At 64.2% G+C, this 17,487-nt stretch carries 3 protein-coding genes; all 3 read right to left on the reverse strand.

Going from position 1 to position 17,487, the window contains the following annotated elements; all coding sequences use genetic code 11:
* The coding region (locus HCU66_RS24250) for a non-ribosomal peptide synthetase (protein WP_205890940.1) at positions 1–6,084 on the reverse strand (6,084 nt) is incomplete at its 3' end.
* Between the two features lie 12 nt (positions 6,085–6,096).
* Positions 6,097–13,920, reverse strand: a complete 7,824-nt coding sequence (locus tag HCU66_RS24255; RefSeq protein ID WP_205890941.1) for a non-ribosomal peptide synthetase — start codon at positions 13,918–13,920, stop codon at positions 6,097–6,099.
* Positions 13,917–17,324 carry a non-ribosomal peptide synthetase gene (locus tag HCU66_RS24260; protein ID WP_205890942.1) on the reverse strand — a complete coding sequence of 1,136 codons (3,408 nt, stop codon included), beginning with the start codon at positions 17,322–17,324 and terminating at the stop codon, positions 13,917–13,919. The genes HCU66_RS24255 and HCU66_RS24260 overlap by 4 nt, the downstream gene beginning before the upstream one ends.
* Positions 17,325–17,487 lie beyond the last annotated feature (163 nt).

Here is a 17,487-nt window from a genome sequence, read left to right on the forward strand (position 1 = left end):
GTCGACCTGGGCTTCAAAGCCCTGATGGATCAAGGCCTGGACTGGGTACGCGGCGTGATGGTCATTCCATTCGGCCAGCGTGCGCAGCTCGCTCGCTGGCAACAGGCCGATCTCGCCCAGCACCCGTTGCGGTGCATCGAGGAACTGACGCAGCACTTCTTGCAGATGAGCGGCCAGGCCGACAATGCTGCGCTCGGCGAAGTGTTCGGTGAGGTAGTTGAAGTCCAGGCTCAACACCTCGCCGGCACCGGCGATCAACGTCAGGCCATAGTTGGTTTGCTCACGGTGTTCCAGACCGCTGAAACGCAACCCGCCCGGATTGGCCTCCAGGGTGTCGGACACCGGGTAGTTTTCGAACACCAGCAAGGTGTCGAACAACGCTTCACCGTTGAGCGCGGCCAGGCGTTGAATGTCTTGCAACGGCGTCTGTTCGTAATCGCGCAGCCGCAGGTTCTTGTCCTGCACGCTGCGCACCCAGTCGCTGACACTGCAGGTCGCTTGCGGGCTGGCGATCACCGGCAGGGTATTGATGAACAGGCCCAACTGTTGCTCGATCCCCGGCAGATCCACCGGGCGACCGGACACCGTCGCACCGAACGCGACACTGCTCTGCCCGGTGTAGCGCTGCAACACCAGCAGCCACGCGGCTTGCACCAGGCTGTTGAGCGTCACTTGCTGCTGGCGCGAGAAACCGTTGAGGCGCTGGGTGAAAGCTGCGTCAAAGGTCAGCTTATGCACGCCTTTGCCGGGGCCGGGCACGGTTTGCCCGTGGCAGGCCGAGGCCAACCGCGTTGGTTCGTCCAGTTCGGCCAATTGCCCGCGCCAGAAGGCCTGCGCCGCGTCCTTGTCCTGGCGTTGCAGCCAGGCCAGGAAGTCGCGATAACGGCCCTGGGCACTCGGCACCGGATGCCCCGCGTAATCCTGCAGCACTTCGCCAAACATCCGCGAGTTGCTCCAGCCGTCCATGAGAATGTGGTGGCAGGTGAAGATCAGGCGATGACGGTCATCGGCGGTGCGCAGCAGGCACAGGCGCAGCAGCGGCGGATTCTGCAAGTCAAAACCGCGCTCACGCTCGGCCAATGCACGAGCCTCCAGCACGGCTTGCAGATCCGGTTCGGCGCGCACATCCACTTCCGGCATTTCCAGCGTCAGCTGGCGATAGATCACTTGCAGCGGCGCATCGAGACCGTCGCGGCCCCAGATGAATCCGGCGCGCAGCACTTCATGACGATCCACCACCCGCTGCCAGGCTTGCTGGAAGCGCGCCACGTCCAGACCGTCGATATCCAGCAGCATCTGATAGACATAAGCGCTGGCATCGGCGTCGTACAGGCTGTGGAACAGAATGCCCTGCTGCATCGGGGCCAGCGGGTAAATGTCCTCGATGCGCTGCGCGGCGATCGGCAGGCTGTCGAGGTGAGCCTGAGACAACCCGGCCAGTGGCACATCGGAAGGGGTCAGGCCGCCGCTCGGATGGCTCAGGCAATGGTCGATCAACTCGCCCAGCGCGATTTCATAAGCGCGGGCCAGTTGGTTGATGGTTGCCTCTTCGAACACGTCACCGCTGTAGGTCCAGGTCAGGCTCAATTGCCCCTGGTAGACACGGCCGTCGATGGTCAGCCAGTTGCTCATCGGCGCCTGTTCGTCCTGGCCGGCGCCCTTGTCTTCGGTGGCCGGCACCCACAACGCGCCCTCGTCGAAGTTGTTATCGAACTGGCCCAGGTAGTTGAACGTCACCTTGGGTTGGGACAAGCCGCTCAGGGCCGCTCGGGCATCATCATTGCCCAGATACCGCAGCAGTCCAAAGCCGATGCCTTTATTGGGGATCGAACGCAGTTGTTCCTTGATGCCCTTGATCGACGCTTCGAGGCTGGCCTGCGGGGTGAGGCGCACCGGGAACATGCTGGTGAACCAGCCCACGGTACGGCTCAGGTCGAGGTCGTCGAACAGGTCTTCGCGGCCATGCCCCTCGAGCTGCACCAGGGCGCTGTCGGAAGCAGTCCATTCACACAGCACCCGGGCCAGTGCGGTCAGCAGCAAATCGTTGACCTGGGTGCGATAGACCGCCGGTGCCTGTTGCAACAGCTGCCGGGTGCGCTCGGCATCCAGACGCGTGTCGACGCTGCGCTCGAAGCGGTTCTGCAATTGTCCCTGAGGGTTGTCCAACGGCAAGTCCGCCGGCGCGTCGGCCAGTTGCCCGCGCCAGTAATCCAGCTCGGTTTCCAGCCCGGCGCTGCGCGCATAACCTTGCAGGCGTTCGCCCCAATCCTTGAACGCGGTGGTCTTGGCCGGCAGGCGCAACGCTGTCCCGGTGCTCAGTTGCTGATAAGCGGTTTGCAAGTCTTCCAGCAGAATCCGCCACGACACGCCATCGACCACCAGGTGGTGGATCACCAACAGCAGCCGCTGGCTGGCATCGGGCAGGTCCACCAGTGCCGCACGGATCAACGGGCCGTCACTCAGGTTCAGGCTCCGTTGCAACTCCAGGCACAGCGCCGGCAAGGCCTCGCTGCTTTGCAAAGAAACAGTGCGCAGCAGTGCGTTCGGCTGATCGATGGCGGCATGTTCCTGCGCCCACTCACCCGCGGTCTGACGATAGCGCAGACGCAAGGCATCGTGATGCCGTTGCAGATGTTCCAGAGCCTGTTCCAGCGCAGGCGCTTGCAGCGGCTCGGCCGGGGTTAGCAGGATCGACTGGTTCCAGTGTTGACGCTCGGGAATGTCGGTGGCGAAAAAGTACTGTTGAATCGGCGTCAGCACGGCCGTGCCGAGCACATCACCTTGCATCGCCTGCACCGCATCGTTCTGCTGGGCGACGGTGGCCAGGCGTTGCACGGTCTGGTGCTGGAAGATGTCCTTGGGCGAGAAGCGGATGCCCGCCTGACGCGCCCGGCTGACCACCTGAATCGAGATGATCGAATCGCCGCCCAGCTCGAAGAAGTTGTCGTTGAGCCCGACCCGCTCGACTTTCAACACGTCCTGCCAGATCTCGGCCAGGCGTTGTTCGAGTTCGCTGCGCGGTGCCGCATACGCCTCTTGCACTTGGCTCACATCGGGGTTGGGCAATTGCTTGCGATCGAGTTTGCCGTTGGCCGTCAGCGGCAGGTGTTCAAGGAACACCCAGCTGACCGGCACCATGTAGTCCGGCAGGGTTTCACGCAATTGCGCCTTGATCGAATCGCGCAAGCTGGCGTGGGCATCTGCGTCCAGTGGCTCGCTCGGCACGATCCACGCGGCCAGTTGCGGCCCACTGAGCCCTTCGACCGCCAGCACCACGGCTTCACGCACCGCGTCATGGTTGAGCAATTGGGTTTCGATTTCCCCCAGCTCGATACGGAAACCGCGAATCTTCACTTGATGGTCGATCCGGCCGATGTACTCGATCACCCCGTCGCCGCGCAGGCGCGCCAGGTCGCCGGTGCGGTACAGACGTTCGCCGGCCACCGGCTTGAACGGATCCGGCACGAACCGGGTGGCGCTCATGCCCGCCTGGTTCAGATAGCCCCGCGCGAGCCCGGCCCCGGCGATGTACAACTCGCCGATGCACCCTTGGGGTACCAGGTTCAGCGCGTCATCGAGCAAGTACCACGACAGGTCGACAATCGGCTCGCCGATCGGGCTGCTGTGGCTCTGTTGCAAGTCCGTCATGGACAGCGGGCGGTAGGTCACATGCACGGTGGTTTCGGTGATGCCGTACATGTTGATCAGGGTTGGCGCGCGGTCGCCGAATCGTTCGAACCACGGGCGCAGGCTCTGCACTTCCAGCGCTTCGCCGCCAAACACCACGTAACGCAGCGCGTGGTTGCGCGACGAGGCACTGGCCACTTGCATCAGCGGTTTGAACGCCGACGGCGTCTGGTTCAGCACCGTGACCTGTTCGTCGCAGAGCAAGGTGTAGAAGTCTTCTGGCGAGCGGGTGACATCGTGGGGCACCACCACCAGTTTGCCGCCGTGGAGCAGCGCGCCGAAGATTTCCCAGACCGAGAAATCGAACGCGTAGGAATGGAACAGCGTCCAGCTGTCTTCGGGGCCGAAACCGAACCAGTGATCGGTGGCGCTGAACAGGCGAATGACATTGCCATGGGGCAGCAACGCGCCCTTGGGCTTGCCGGTGGAGCCGGAGGTGTAAATCACATACGCGAGGTTATCGGCGGTAGTCAGGCAAAGCGGGTTGGCCGTGCTGCTGTCCTGCGGCGGCTGATTCAGGTCCAGACAGGCTAGCCCCGGTGGAATCGGCAGCTGCGCCAACAGGTGACCCTGGGTCAGCAACAATTCGATGCCGCTGTCCTCGATCATGTAGCGCAAACGGTCGTCGGGGTAGCTCGGGTCCAGCGGCACATAAGCGCCACCGGCCTTCAGCACGGCGACCAGGGCGACGATCATGTCCAGCGAACGCTCCACCGCCACGCCCACTCGCACATCGGGGCCGACGCCACGGGCGATCAGCTGATGCGCCCATTGGTTGGCCCGATGATTGAGTTCGGCATAGGTCAGCCGTTGCCCGGCGAACACCACTGCCGGCGCCTCCGGACGACGTTCGGCCTGTACCTCGATCAACTGCTGAATGCACTGGCTGACCGGGTGCACCACCGGGCTCGGGTTCCAATGCGCGAGGAGTTGCTGTTGCTGCGCGTCATCGAGCACTGGCAATTGGGCAATGCGCTGGGTCGGGTCCTGCACGATCGCCCGCAGCAGGTTGCACCAATGCTGCGCCAGACGCTCGATGGTCGCCGGTTCGAACAGGTCGGTGGCGTATTTGAGCACCGCTTCAATGCCATGGGCCTGTTCGGTGGTGTTCAGCACCAGGTCGAACTGCGCGGTTTCGCTTTGCCATTCCAGCGGCTCGATACTCAAGCCGTTCAAGCGGGTCTCGACGCTGATCCGACTTTCGGCCTGGTGATTGAACATCACCTGGAACAACGGGCTGTGACTCAGGCTGCGGCCTGGCTCCAGGGCTTCCACCAGTTGTTCGAACGGCAGGTCCTGGTGCGCCTGGGCTTCTTGGGCGGTTTGCCGCACCTGGCGCAGCAGATCGACGAAGCTGGCTTGGCCGTCGACATCCGCCTTGAGCACCTGGGTGTTGACGAAGAAGCCGATCAGACGCTCGATTTCCACCCGCCCACGGTTGGCCACCGGCACACCGACGCGGATGTCGGCCTGGCCGCTGTAGCGGTGCAGCAAGGCCTGGAACGAGGCCAGCAACAACACAAACAGCGTGACGTTTTCCCGTCGGGCAAAGGCCTTGAGGCTGTCGCTCAGGGCCGGGTCCAGCATCAGGTTATGGCTGGCCCCGGCAAAGCTCTGCTCCACCGGCCGCGCACGGTCGGCGGGCAGCTCCAGCACCGGTTGCTCGCCACCGAGCTTTTGTTGCCAGTAGGCCAGTTGACGTTCCTGTTCGCCGGCCTCCATCCACTGCCGCTGCCACAGGGCATAGTCGGCGTATTGAATCGGCAGGGCCGGCAGCCCGGCGTCGTGCGCTAGGTTGAAGCCGGCATACAACTGCACCAGCTCCTCGATCATCACCTGCAACGACCAACCGTCCGAGACGATGTGATGCAGGGTCAGCACCAGCACATGCTCGTGCGGGGAGACTTGCAGCAAGGCCGCGCGCAACAGCGGGCCGGTCTGTAAATCGAAAGCTTTCTGGCTCTGGGTCTGGACGAAGGCCTGGATCGACGCCTGCGGGTTTGCCGCCAGCTCAGGGCTCAGTGGGTGAACATCCAGGGCAAACGAGCCTGCGGGCAGGATCGTTTGCAAGGGTTGCCCGGCGTCTTGAGTGAACACCGTGCGCAAGGTTTCGTGACGTTCGATCAGCGCCTGGACGCTGCGCTGCAACGCGGCCACATCCAGCGGCCCCTGCAAACGCAGGGCCGTCGGAATGTTGTAGGCCGCGCTGTGCGGCGCCCATTGCCAGAGAAACCACTGGCGCTGCTGAGCGTAGGACAGCAACAACGGCTCTTCAGGCGTGCGCTTGAAAACCGGGGCAATGTCAAAAAGGTTGACGCCTTTCTGCTTGAGCAGAACCGCCAGAGCCTTTCTTTGCTTAGCCGAAAGTTGTCCTACCGACTCGATTAACTCTTGCACGCGTTGTTCCCCTCAAGAAATCAGTTTTTCCAGATCATCGAGGGATAGACGTTTGAGGGCCTCCAGGGATTTAGCCAATTCGTCCTGAACCGGCGACAATTCGACGCGCAAGGCCTCGATGCGGGCGCAGAACGCTTGCAGGGTGTCGGCTTCGAACAGTTCCTTGAGCGGCACCTTGTCCCCCAGGCGCTCCTTGATCCGGGTGACCACCAGCGTTGCCAGCAACGAATGCCCGCCCAACTGGAAGAAGTTGTCCGTCAGGCCCACGCGCTCGACCTCCAGCACCTCTTGCCAGACGGTCGCCACTTCCCATTGCAGCTCGGTGCTTGGCGCTTCGTAACGCTGTTGCAGCGGATTGCCACCCAGCGCCATCAGGGCCTTGCGGTCGAGCTTGCCGTTGGGGGTCAGCGGCAGCGCGTCGATCAGGTGCAGATGGCCCGGCACCATGTGCGCCGGCAAACGACTGGCCAGGGCCGCCCGCAGGCTTTCCACCAACGATGGGTTGCCCGGTTGGCTCGCGACGACGTAGGCGTGCAGATGCTTGCCCGCCGCGCCTTCCTGAGCCAGCACCACGGCTTCGCGCACGTCGGGCTGTTCCAGCAACCGGGCTTCGATCTCGCTCAGTTCGATGCGGAAACCACGGATTTTCACCTGATGGTCGGCACGACCGATGTACTCGATCGTGTCGTCCGGCCCCTGGCGCACCAGATCGCCGGTGCGATACAGGCGCTCACCGTTGGTCGCGAACGGGTCCGGCACGAAGCGTTCGGCGGTCAGGCCCGGACGCAGCAGATAGCCCCGGGTCACGCCGGCACCGGCCAGGTACAACTCCGCCGCCAGCCCCGCCGGCAGCACCTGCAACTGGCTGTCGAGCAGGTAGGCCACGGTGTTGTCCAGCGGCCGCCCGATGTTCGCCCGGCCGTTGGCGGTGCGCAGGGTGAAGGTCGAATAGGTGGTGTCTTCCGACGGCCCGTACAGGTCATAAACCTGCTTGACCGAGGTGCTGGCGTACAGCGTATCGACCAGCGTCTGCTTGAGCGGCTCGCCGGCCAGATTGATGGTGGTGACCGACGACGGAATCTGCCCGGCCCGTTGCAGCGCGGCAATCGCCGACGGCACGGTGTTGATCAGCGTCACCCGCTCGCGGGCCGGCAACTCGGGCAACGCCAGGGCGTTGTCCGCCAGCACCATGCAACCGCCGCTGGCCAGGGTGACGAAAATCTCCCACACCGACAGGTCGAAGCAGATCGAGGTCGAGGCCAGCACGCCACGCAGCTGCTCATCGCGGTACACACCCTGGGACCACTGGATCAGCGCCGCGAGGTTAGCGTGGGTGATCGCCACGCCTTTGGGCTGGCCGGTGGAGCCGGAGGTGTAAATGACGTAGGCCAGGTTCTGCGCAACGATCCGGCTGACGGGCGCCGTGGACGGATACCCGGCGAGCCACTCGGCGCCCTCCTCGACCCACAGCACTTGCGACGGCAACGCCGCGGGCAACATCGCCTGCAACGCGGCTTCGGTCAGCAGCACCGCCGCGCAACTGTCCTCGAGCATGTGCAGCAAGCGTTCTTGCGGATACTCCGGGTCCAGCGGCACGTAGGCACCGCCGGCCTTGAGGATCGCCAGCAGCCCGATCAGCATGTCCGGGGTGCGGCGCATGCACACGCCGACCCGCACTTCCGGCCCGACCCCCAGTGCTTGCAGCTTGTGCGCCAGACGATTGGCCCGGGCGTCGAGGGTGCGGTAGTCAAGGGTCTGCTCGGCAAACAACACCGCCGCGGCCTCGGGTTGGCGCCGTACCTGTGCGTCGATGCGCTCGACCACGCTGCGCGAATCCAGCGTCGTGATGGTGGCCTTGCCCCAGTCGACAGCCGTCTGACGCGGTGCGCCGTCCAGCAGTTGCAACGCGCCCAAAGGCTGCGAAGCGTCTGCCATGAATTGCATCATCAGGTCTTCGAGCTGGGTGCTCAGATTGGCGATGGTGGCGTGATCGAAACAGGCCCGGTCGAAGCTCAAGCCCAGGGTCAGCTCACGGTCGGCGACCGCCACCAGCGTCAGTGGATAGTGGGTCTGCTCCTGACGCGAGAGGGTGGAAAACTCAAGGCCAGTGGCAGCGCCTTGGGCCAGGGCTTCGGCCATCGGGTAGTTCTCGAACACCAGAATACTGTCGAACAGCGTGCCCTGCCCCGCCCAGCGCTGGATGTCGTAAAGCGGTGTGTGTTCATGTTCGCGCAGGGCCAGGTTGAGGCGCTGCACCTGTTGAATCCACTGCTCGACCGGGATCTCGGCGGACGGCGACGCCACCACCGGCAAGGTGTTGATGAACAGGCCGATCTGCTGCTCGACGCCGGGCAAGTCCGTCGGGCGACCGGCCACGGTGGCGCCGAAAGCCACGGTGGCCTGGCCGGTATAGCGCTGCAACAGCACCAGCCACGCGGCTTGCATCAGAGTATTGAGGGTGACCTTCTGCTCGCGGGCGAAGCGGTTCAGGTCGCCGGTCTGTTGTGCGCTGAACACATGCTGGTAATCGGCATAACCGCCGGCCGGTGTCTGGCTGACCGGCATGGCGTTGGCCAGCCGGGTCGGCTCCTGAAGGTCAACCAATGCCGACGTCCAGAACTCGCGACTGGCCTGAACATCGCGCTGGCCCAGCCACTCAATGTAATCGCGATAGCGGCCCGGGTTCGCCGCCGGGGTCATGCCGGCATAGCGTTGCAATACCTCGCCGAACAACTGCGAGGTGCTCCAGCCGTCCATCAAAATGTGGTGACTGGTGTAGATCAAGTGATGCTGTGCTTCAGCAGTTTGCACCAGCAGCACGCGCAACAGCGGGGCCTGGTCCAGTTTGAAACCGGCGGCCAGATCGTCCCGGGCCAACTGGTCGAGCGCTGCGTGAAGGTCATCACGACCGCGCCAGTCCTGCACGGTCATGGGCATCTGCACCGTCTGCCGGACAATCTGCACCGCCGCGTCGGCGTCCTCGGGCCAGACGAAGACGGTACGCAGAATCTCATGGGCCTCCAGCGTCTGCTGCCAGGCCTGACGGAAACGTTCGGCGTCCAGCTGCCGCACATCGACCCGCAACTGGTTGGTGTAGGCCGGGCCGTCCGGCTCGTTGAGGCTGTGGAACAGGATGCCCTGCTGCATCGGCGACAACGGGTAGAGATCGCTGATCTCCCGTGCCGGCACCGGCAGCGCCGACAGTTGCCCTTGCGTCAGGCGCAGCAGATTGAAGTCCGACGGCGTGACCCCGGCATGCTCACCGGCGCTGCAATGTTCGATCAGTCGTTGCAGCTCATGGCAATAAGCGTCGGCCAGCGCCTGAATGGTTTGCGGACGGTACATGCCTTGGCCGAACGTCCAGGTCAATTCCAGTTCGCCGCCGTAGACCTGGCCATCGACACTCAGCCAGTTGCCCAGGGGCGCCTCGTCATCCTGATGCGCACCGGTGCTTTCAGCGGCCGGCACAAGCAGCGCGCCGTCGGCCGCTTCGAACGCACCGTCGAACTGGCCCAGGTAGTTGAACGTGATGCGCGGTTGCGGCAGATCACGCAGCGGCTCGAAGCCTGCGAGGTAGCGCAGCACGCCATAGCCGATGCCCTTGCCCGGTACGGCTCGCAGTTGTTCCTTGATCGCGCACAGCGAAGTGCCCGGCTCGGCCTCCGGGGTCAGGCGCACCGGAAACAGGCTGCTGAACCAGCCGACGGTGCGACTCAAGTCCAGCTCGTCGAACAGGTCTTCACGACCGTGGCCTTCGAGCTGGATCAGCACCGAGCGCTGTTCGCTCCAGTCACACAGCACCCGCGCCAGGGCTGTCAGCAGCAGGTCGTTGATTTGGGTGCGATAGGCGGCCGGTGCCACTTTGAGCAGCGCGTGGGTCAGTGTCTTGTTCAGGCGCGAAGTGGCCCGAGCGGCCTGTCGACGGGTCTGGACCGTCTCGGGGAAGTCCCTCGGCAAGTCGCTGTGACCGCCCTCCAGCGTGCGCTGCCAATAATCGCGTTCGGCCTTCAACGCATCGCTCTGCCCATAACGGTGCAGGTGTTGCGCCCAGGCCTGGAGCGAACTGCTTTTGCCCGGCAGGACAATCGCCTTGCCTGCCGCCGACGCGGCATAGGCTTGCTGCAAATCCTCCAGCAGCACCCGCCAGGACACGCCGTCCACCACCAGGTGATGGATCACCAGCAGCAAACGTTGGCTAGCGTCCGGCAGGTTCACCAGCACCGCGCGCACCAGCCGGCCCTGTTGCAGATCGAGACTGCGCTGGGCTTCGGTGGCCAGCGCGGGCAAATCGGCCAGGTCGTCCAGTGCCCGCACCCATAACAGGTCTGTGTGGCGTTGTGCCTGGAATGTCGCCTGCCAAGTCTCGCCCGAGGCCTGGAAACTCAGGTTCAGCGCGTCGTGCTGCTCGATCAGGGCGGCCAACGCGTTGCTGAGATGGGCCGCGTCGAGGGGGGATTGCGGCTGCAGCATCACCGACTGATTCCAGTGATGGCGCTGGGGAATGTCGGTCTGGAAGAAGCGGGTCTGGATCGGCAACAACGGCAGATCGCCGCTGATTTTTTGCGCGACGCTGGCCGCCGGTTTGCTCTCGATCAGCTTGGCGACTGCCGCCAACTGGCCGATGGTCTGCTTCTCGAACAGTTGCTTGGGGCTCAGCTTGATCCCCTGGCGTTTGGCCCGGGCGATGATTTGCAGGCTGAGGATCGAATCGCCGCCCAGCTCGAAGAAGTTGTCGGTGCTGCCCACTTGTTCAAGCTTCAGCACATCGGCCCAGATGGCGGCGAGTTTCTCTTCGACCTCGCCCACCGGGGCGACAAATGGCTGGGTGACCAGCCCCGGCGTCGGCAAGGCACGCTTGTCCAGTTTGCCGTTGGCGGTCAACGGCAGATGCTCCAGAACCACAATCTGCGCCGGCACCATGTACTCCGGCAGGCAGGCCTGTAGCTGCTGGCGCAAGCCGTCGACATTCAATGGCAGGTCCGGCGCGGCCACGCAGTACGCCACCAGTTGCAGGCGTGTTTCATCACCGTCCAGCGGCAAGGCCAACACTGCCGCCTCGCTCACGCCATTCAGGCCCAGCAACACCCGGGTGACTTCTGCCGGTTCCACCCGATAGCCGCGCACTTTGACCTGATCGTCGGCACGACCGATGAACTCCAGCGCGCCCTGACGATTACGCCGCACCCGGTCACCGCTGCGGTAAACCCGCGCCCCAACGGCGCCAAACGGATCCGGCAGGAAGCGTTCGGCGGTCAGCCCCGGCTGGCCCAGGTAACCCAGCGCCACACTGTCGCCACCGATGTACAACTCGCCCGCCACTTGGTCGGCGACCGCGTTGAGCACATCGTCCAGCACATAGACATGGGCTCCCGGCAACGGCCGGCCGACCGGCACGCCACGGGCAACCGGGTCGAGGTCGGTGAGTTCATGGGTCAGAACGCCGACCGTGGTTTCGCTCGGGCCATAGTGGTTGATGAACCGGCAGCCCGGCTTGAGTCGCCGCACCTGCTCCAGCAGTACCGGCGAGCAGGCCTCGCCGCCGACGATCAGTGCGTGTTGCGGCAACACATCGACGGCCCGGGACGCCTGCATCAGCGCCGACAAATGCCCCGGTACGATCTTCAACACCCCCACCTGATGCTCAGCCATGTAATCGGCAAACCGGTCCGGGTCGAAGCCCAGCGCTTCGGGCAATACATGCAACAAGCGACCGGAACACAAGGCGCCGAACAGCACGGTAAACCCCAGGTCCGCGGCAATGGTCGAGACCAGCGCCATGCTCGCCGCCGGCTCCAGCGCCAGACGTTCCAGCGCACCGCGCACATAACTGGCCAAAGCGCCGTGGCTCACCAGCACGCCTTTGGGTTGGCCGGTGGAGCCGGAGGTGTGAATCACGTAGGCCGCAGCATCCGCCGACACGCTCAGCGAAGGCTTTGTAGTCGGCTGGTCCTGCCAGCGTTCGGGCGCGAAGGCCAGCCCCTGGCAACCGGCGACCGTCAGGTTGTTTTCCCGCGAATCGCCCGGGGCACACAGCAGGACTTTCGCCTGCGCGCCTTCGAGCATCTGCTGCAAACGCGCCGCCGGCGCCTTGACGTCCAGCGGCATGTACACCGCCCCGGCCTTGATCACCCCTAACACACAGGTCAGCCATTCCAGCGAGCGCTCCATCAGCACCGCCACGGGCTGCCCGCTCTGCACCCCTTGCCCACGCAGATAATGGGCCAGGCGGTTGGCGTCCTGATCCAGCGTCTGAAAACTCAAGGTCCGCTCAAGGTAACGAGCGGCCAGTGCCTCGGGCTGTGCGACCACCTGACGCTCCCATTGCTGCAATACCGACTCCGCCGGCTCCAATGGCGCCAGCGCCGGTTGCACCGGTGTGACGGCAAGCGTATGCAACGGCGCTTGCGGGGCGCTGAGCAATTCGCGGAACAGGCCCAGCAGCGTCGGGATAAACCCTTCGATGGTCGAGTGTTCATACAGGTCGCTGGCGTAGGTCATTTGCCCATGGATCAGCGTGCCGTCATCGGTGATGTCCAGCGCCAGATCGAAGTGCGTGCCTTCTTTGTCCAGTGGATACTCGGTGACGCTCAGGCCCGGCAGGCTCATCGAGCGCTGGGTCTGCATGCCGACGTTCTGGTTGAACTTGGCCTGGAACAACGGGTTGTGCCCCAGGGTTCGCTCAGGCACCAGTTCATCCACCAGCTGTTCGAAGGGCAGCTCCTGATGGGCCTGGGCTCCGAATGACGCTTCCCGGACCCGGGCCAGCAAATCGTCGAAACTGCCGCGCTCATCCACTTGGCAACGCAACACCTGGGTGTTGACGAAGAAGCCGATCAACCCTTCGACTTCGGAGCGTCCACGGTTGGCATTGGGCACGCCGACGCGGATATCGCGCTGGCCGCCAAGTCGTGACAGGAACAGCGAAAACCCGGCCAGCACCAGCATGAACAAACTGATGCCCTGGGCCCGGGCAAAGCCGTTCAACTGCCGGGACAGGTCCGCACCGAAATCAAAGCTCAGGGTCTGGCCTTCGAAACTCTGGGTCAGTGGCCGGGGGAAATCCGCCGCCACGTCCAATAGCGGATGCTCTTCACCCAACTGCTGGCGCCAGTAATCAAGTTGACGCTCACCCTCGCCCGCCTCCAGCCAGCGGCGCTGCCAGATCGCGTAGTCGGCGTACTGCAAGGGCAACGCCGGCAACTGCGGTTCGCGCTCCAGGCTAAAGGCCTGATAGCACTGCACGAATTCCTTGACCATGACGTCCATCGACCAGCCATCGGAGACGATGTGGTGCATGCTCACGATCAGCACCCATTCATCGTCCGCCAGACCGAACAGGCTGGCCCGCAGCAGTGGCCCATGGAGCAAATCGAACGGTTGCGCGGCCGCTTCCTGAACCCGCCGCGCCAGCTCGGCTTCACGCTCTTGCGCGACGACGCTCGACAGGTCGACGCGTTCCAGCGGCACGCGCTGCTGGTCGAGGAGGACCTGGCTCGGCTGGTCGTTGTCGGTGTGGAACACCGTGCGCAGCACTTCATGGCGCGCCACCAGATGATCGAACGAACGCAACAGCGCCGCCTCATTCAGCTGCCCGTGCAAGCGCAGGCCGGCGGCCATGTTGTACGCGGCGCTCTGCGGGTCGAGCTGCCAGAGAAACAGCAAGCGCTGCTGGGCAAACGAGAGCGGGATCACTGCGCAGTCGTGACGACTGACCGGCAGTGGCAGCAGGCTGAAGTCCTTGCCCTCCTCGCGCAGTTTGGCGAGAAACAGTCGACGTTGCTCCAGCGGCAAACCGACGAACCTTTTAGCGATACGCTCCGCCATAGTGCCGCTCATACTTCAACTCCCTCCAGAGAACTCATGAACTGATCCATGTCGGACCAGTCGTTATCGCTTGCCCCGCCGGCCATCCCGGCCAACTCTAGGGCCAGATCGCCCAGCAGCGGTGTCTCGAACAGGCTGCGCAATGGCAGCACCACGCCCAATTGGCTTTTGATCCGGGCGATCACTTGGGCGGCCAGCAACGAATGCCCGCCCAACTCGAAGAAATGGTCATCCACCCCGACCCGTGGCACTTGCAGCACTTCGATCCATATCTGCGCCAGCGCCTGTTCGGTGGTGGTTTGCGGGGCGCGATAAGTGCTCTGTAATTGGCTCGGATCGGGGATCGGCAAGGCCTTGCGGTCGAGTTTGCCGCTGGGGGTCAGGGGCATGCGCGGCAACAGCAGCAAGTGGCCGGGCACCATGTAGTCCGGCAGGTTCTTCTGCAGATCGCTTCTGATTTGCTGGCGCAGAATCACCTGCTCCGCCGCACTGCCAAGCACGCGCTGATCGACGACCAGATACGCCACCAGTTGCGCTCCACCCGTCAGCGGCAAGGCCAGCACCACCGCCTCACGAATCCCCGGGCATTGCTGCAACCGCGACTCGATTTCCCCCAACTCGATGCGGAACCCACGAATTTTCACCTGGTGATCGACGCGGCCGATGTACTCCACCGCGCCGTCATCCCGCAGCCGGGCACGGTCGCCAGTGCGGTACAGGCGCTCGCCAACCGCGAACGGATCGGCAATAAACCGCTGGGCACTGAGCGTCGGTTGCCGGTGATAACCGCGAGCCAGGCCCGGCCCGCCGATGTACAACTCACCCACCGCGCCTTGCGGCAACAGGTTCAAATCGTCGTCGAGCACGTACAACCGGCGTTGCTCCAGGCCGTGACCGATCGGGATGCCGCGCCACGACACCGCCTCGGCGGTCAATGCGCTGCAATCGTGGAGGGTCGAGACCACCGTCGCCTCGGTCGGGCCGTAGGTGTTGAGCAAACGCACATGGCCCAACCCGGCGCGTTGCCACAGGCGCAGCCCGTCCACCGCCATCGCCTCGCCGCCCACATGAATCTGGCGCAAGGCAGCGAAGTGAGCCGGCGGGTTGGCCGCGTAATCCTGCACCACCGAATACCAGTAAGCGGCCGGCAAATCCGCCAGAGTGATGCCCTGTTCGACGATCACCTGGTGCAAGGTCGCACTGTCCCACAGGCCTGCATCGCGCAGGACGACGCCGGCGCCATGGCACAGTGGCGGGAAGAATTGCTCGACGAAACCGTCGAAACTGGCGGTGGCGAATTGCAGCACGCGATCGCCTTCGCGCAAGTCGCTGTAGGCGATCGCCCGCGCAATGAACTCGCTCAACGCGCCGTGGCTGACAGCCACGCCTTTCGGTCGGCCGGTGGAACCGGAGGTGTAAATCACGTAGGCGAGGTTCTGCGGATCCACGGTCAGTTGCAGGTTGTCTTGACTGGCAGTGTCGCTGTCCGGCAATTGGTCGAGGCACAGGCAGTCGATGCCGTCGAGCGGCGGCAGGCTGTTCAGCAAGGCGCTCTCGGTCAGCAACAGTTTCAGTCCACTGTCATCGAGTACATGGCGCAGGCGTTCGGCCGGGGTGTGCGGGTCCAGCGGCACATAGGCGCCACCGGCCTTGAGCACGGCCAGCAATGCCACGGCCAGTTCCAGCGAACGACCCAAGGCCACACCGACCAACACCTCGGGGCCGACACCCTTGGCGCGCAACTGATGGGCCAGGCGATGGCTGCGAGCATTCAGTTCGGCATAGCTGAGCGAGGGCGACTGCTCGCCCGCCAGGATCACGGCTGTTGCGTCGGGAGTGCGCGCCACCTGGGCCTCGAACAGCTGCGCCATGCCGGACAGCGGCACCGGGACGGCAACAGGTTGAATCAGGCGCTCGCGCTCTTCCGTGCCGAGCATCGACACCTCGCCCAGCGGTTGCTGCGGATCACGGCACACCGATACCAGCACGTTGTGCCAATGCTCGGCCAACGCGGCGATGGTCGGCGCGTCGAAGAGGTCGGTGGCGTAGGTGAACGCCGCGAACAGTTGCTCGCCCTCTTCCCGAGTGTCGAGCATCAGGTCGCTGGTGGCTGCATGCTGACGCCCGCTGCCGGCCAGTTGCTGCTCACTCAGATAGCCGACCTGCAAACCGCAATCGAGCCGCACGTCCTGCAGATCGGTCACCAGCGGCTGATGGTTGAACATCACCTGAAACAACGGATTGTGACTCTGGCTGCGGGCCGGTTGCAGGGCTTCGATCAACGCGTCGAACGGCAGCTCCTGATGGGCCTGGGCACCCAGCGCCGCTTGACGCAGGCTCTGCAGCAGATCGCTGAAGCGGGTTTGAGGAGTGACCTCGCTGCGCAGGATCTGGGTGTTGACGAAGAAGCCGATCAAGCCTTCGGTTTCACTGCGGGTGCGGTTGGCGATCAAGCCGCCGACGCGGATGTCGGTCTGGCCGCTGTAGCGATGCAGCAAGGTCTTGAAGGCGGCCAGCAGCACCACGAACAGCGTCACGCCCTGGCGCTGAGCGAGGGTTTTCAGCTCCTGGCGCAAGGCTCCATCGATGACTTTTTCCAGGCGCGCGCCCTGGTGGCTGGACTGGGCCGGATAGGCGCGGTCGGTGGGCAATTCGAGGATCGGAGGCTCTTCGCCCAACTGCGTGCGCCAGTAATCGAGCTGACGCTCGCGCTCGCCGGCTTCCAGCCAACTGCGTTGCCACAGGGCATAGTCGCGGTAGTGCACGGCCAGTGCCGGCAGCGTCGGTTGCCGCCCCGCCACCAAGCCGTCGTAGGTGCGCATGAACTCGTCGATCAGAATATTCATCGACCAGCCATCGGCAATGATGTGATGCAGCGTCAGCAGCAGCACGTGCTCCTGCTCGGCCAAGCGCAACAGACGAATGCTCAGCAGCGGCCCCTGTTGCAAATCGAACGCCTGAGTGGCTTCAGCCATCATGTGCCGTTGCGCCTGGGGCCAGCGCCGATCTTCAGGCAAGGCACTCAGGTCGTTGATCGCCAGTGTCAGGTCATGGGGTTCGGCCACTCGCTGGAACGCACGCTCGCCTTCCTGGCCGAAGGTGGTGCGCAGGCACTCATGGCGCGCCACCAGCAGGCTGAACGCACGCTCAAGCGCCTCGGTTCGCAGCGCACCGCTCAGGCGCACCGCCATCGGCAGGTTGTAGGCCGCGCTCTGCGGATCCAGCTGCCAGAGAAACCACATTCGCTGCTGGGCATAGGACAGGCCGTCGCGCTCGTCGACCCCGACACAGGAGGTCATGGGAAGCTGCGCGAAATCGATGCCTTCGCGGGCCATGCCGGCCAGAAACAAGCGGCGCTTGTCCTGAGGCAGTTCGATAAAGCGACGGGCGAGTTTCTGTGCGTCTGCGGCATTCATGCGTGGGGTCCTTGCTGATCGGCGGCGCGACCAGGAGGCCCGGTCGTATCAACAAGAACGAATGGCTAACGCGATGATTTAGCGGCACCGACAAACCCGGGCTCAACGCAGAACCTGTAGGAGCCGGCTTGCCCGCGAAGGCGGCCTCGATCCCTGCAGTGCC

The organism is Pseudomonas frederiksbergensis (assembly GCF_017114915.1).
In the GTDB taxonomy this organism is placed as follows: Bacteria; Pseudomonadota; Gammaproteobacteria; order Pseudomonadales; family Pseudomonadaceae; genus Aquipseudomonas; species Aquipseudomonas frederiksbergensis_I.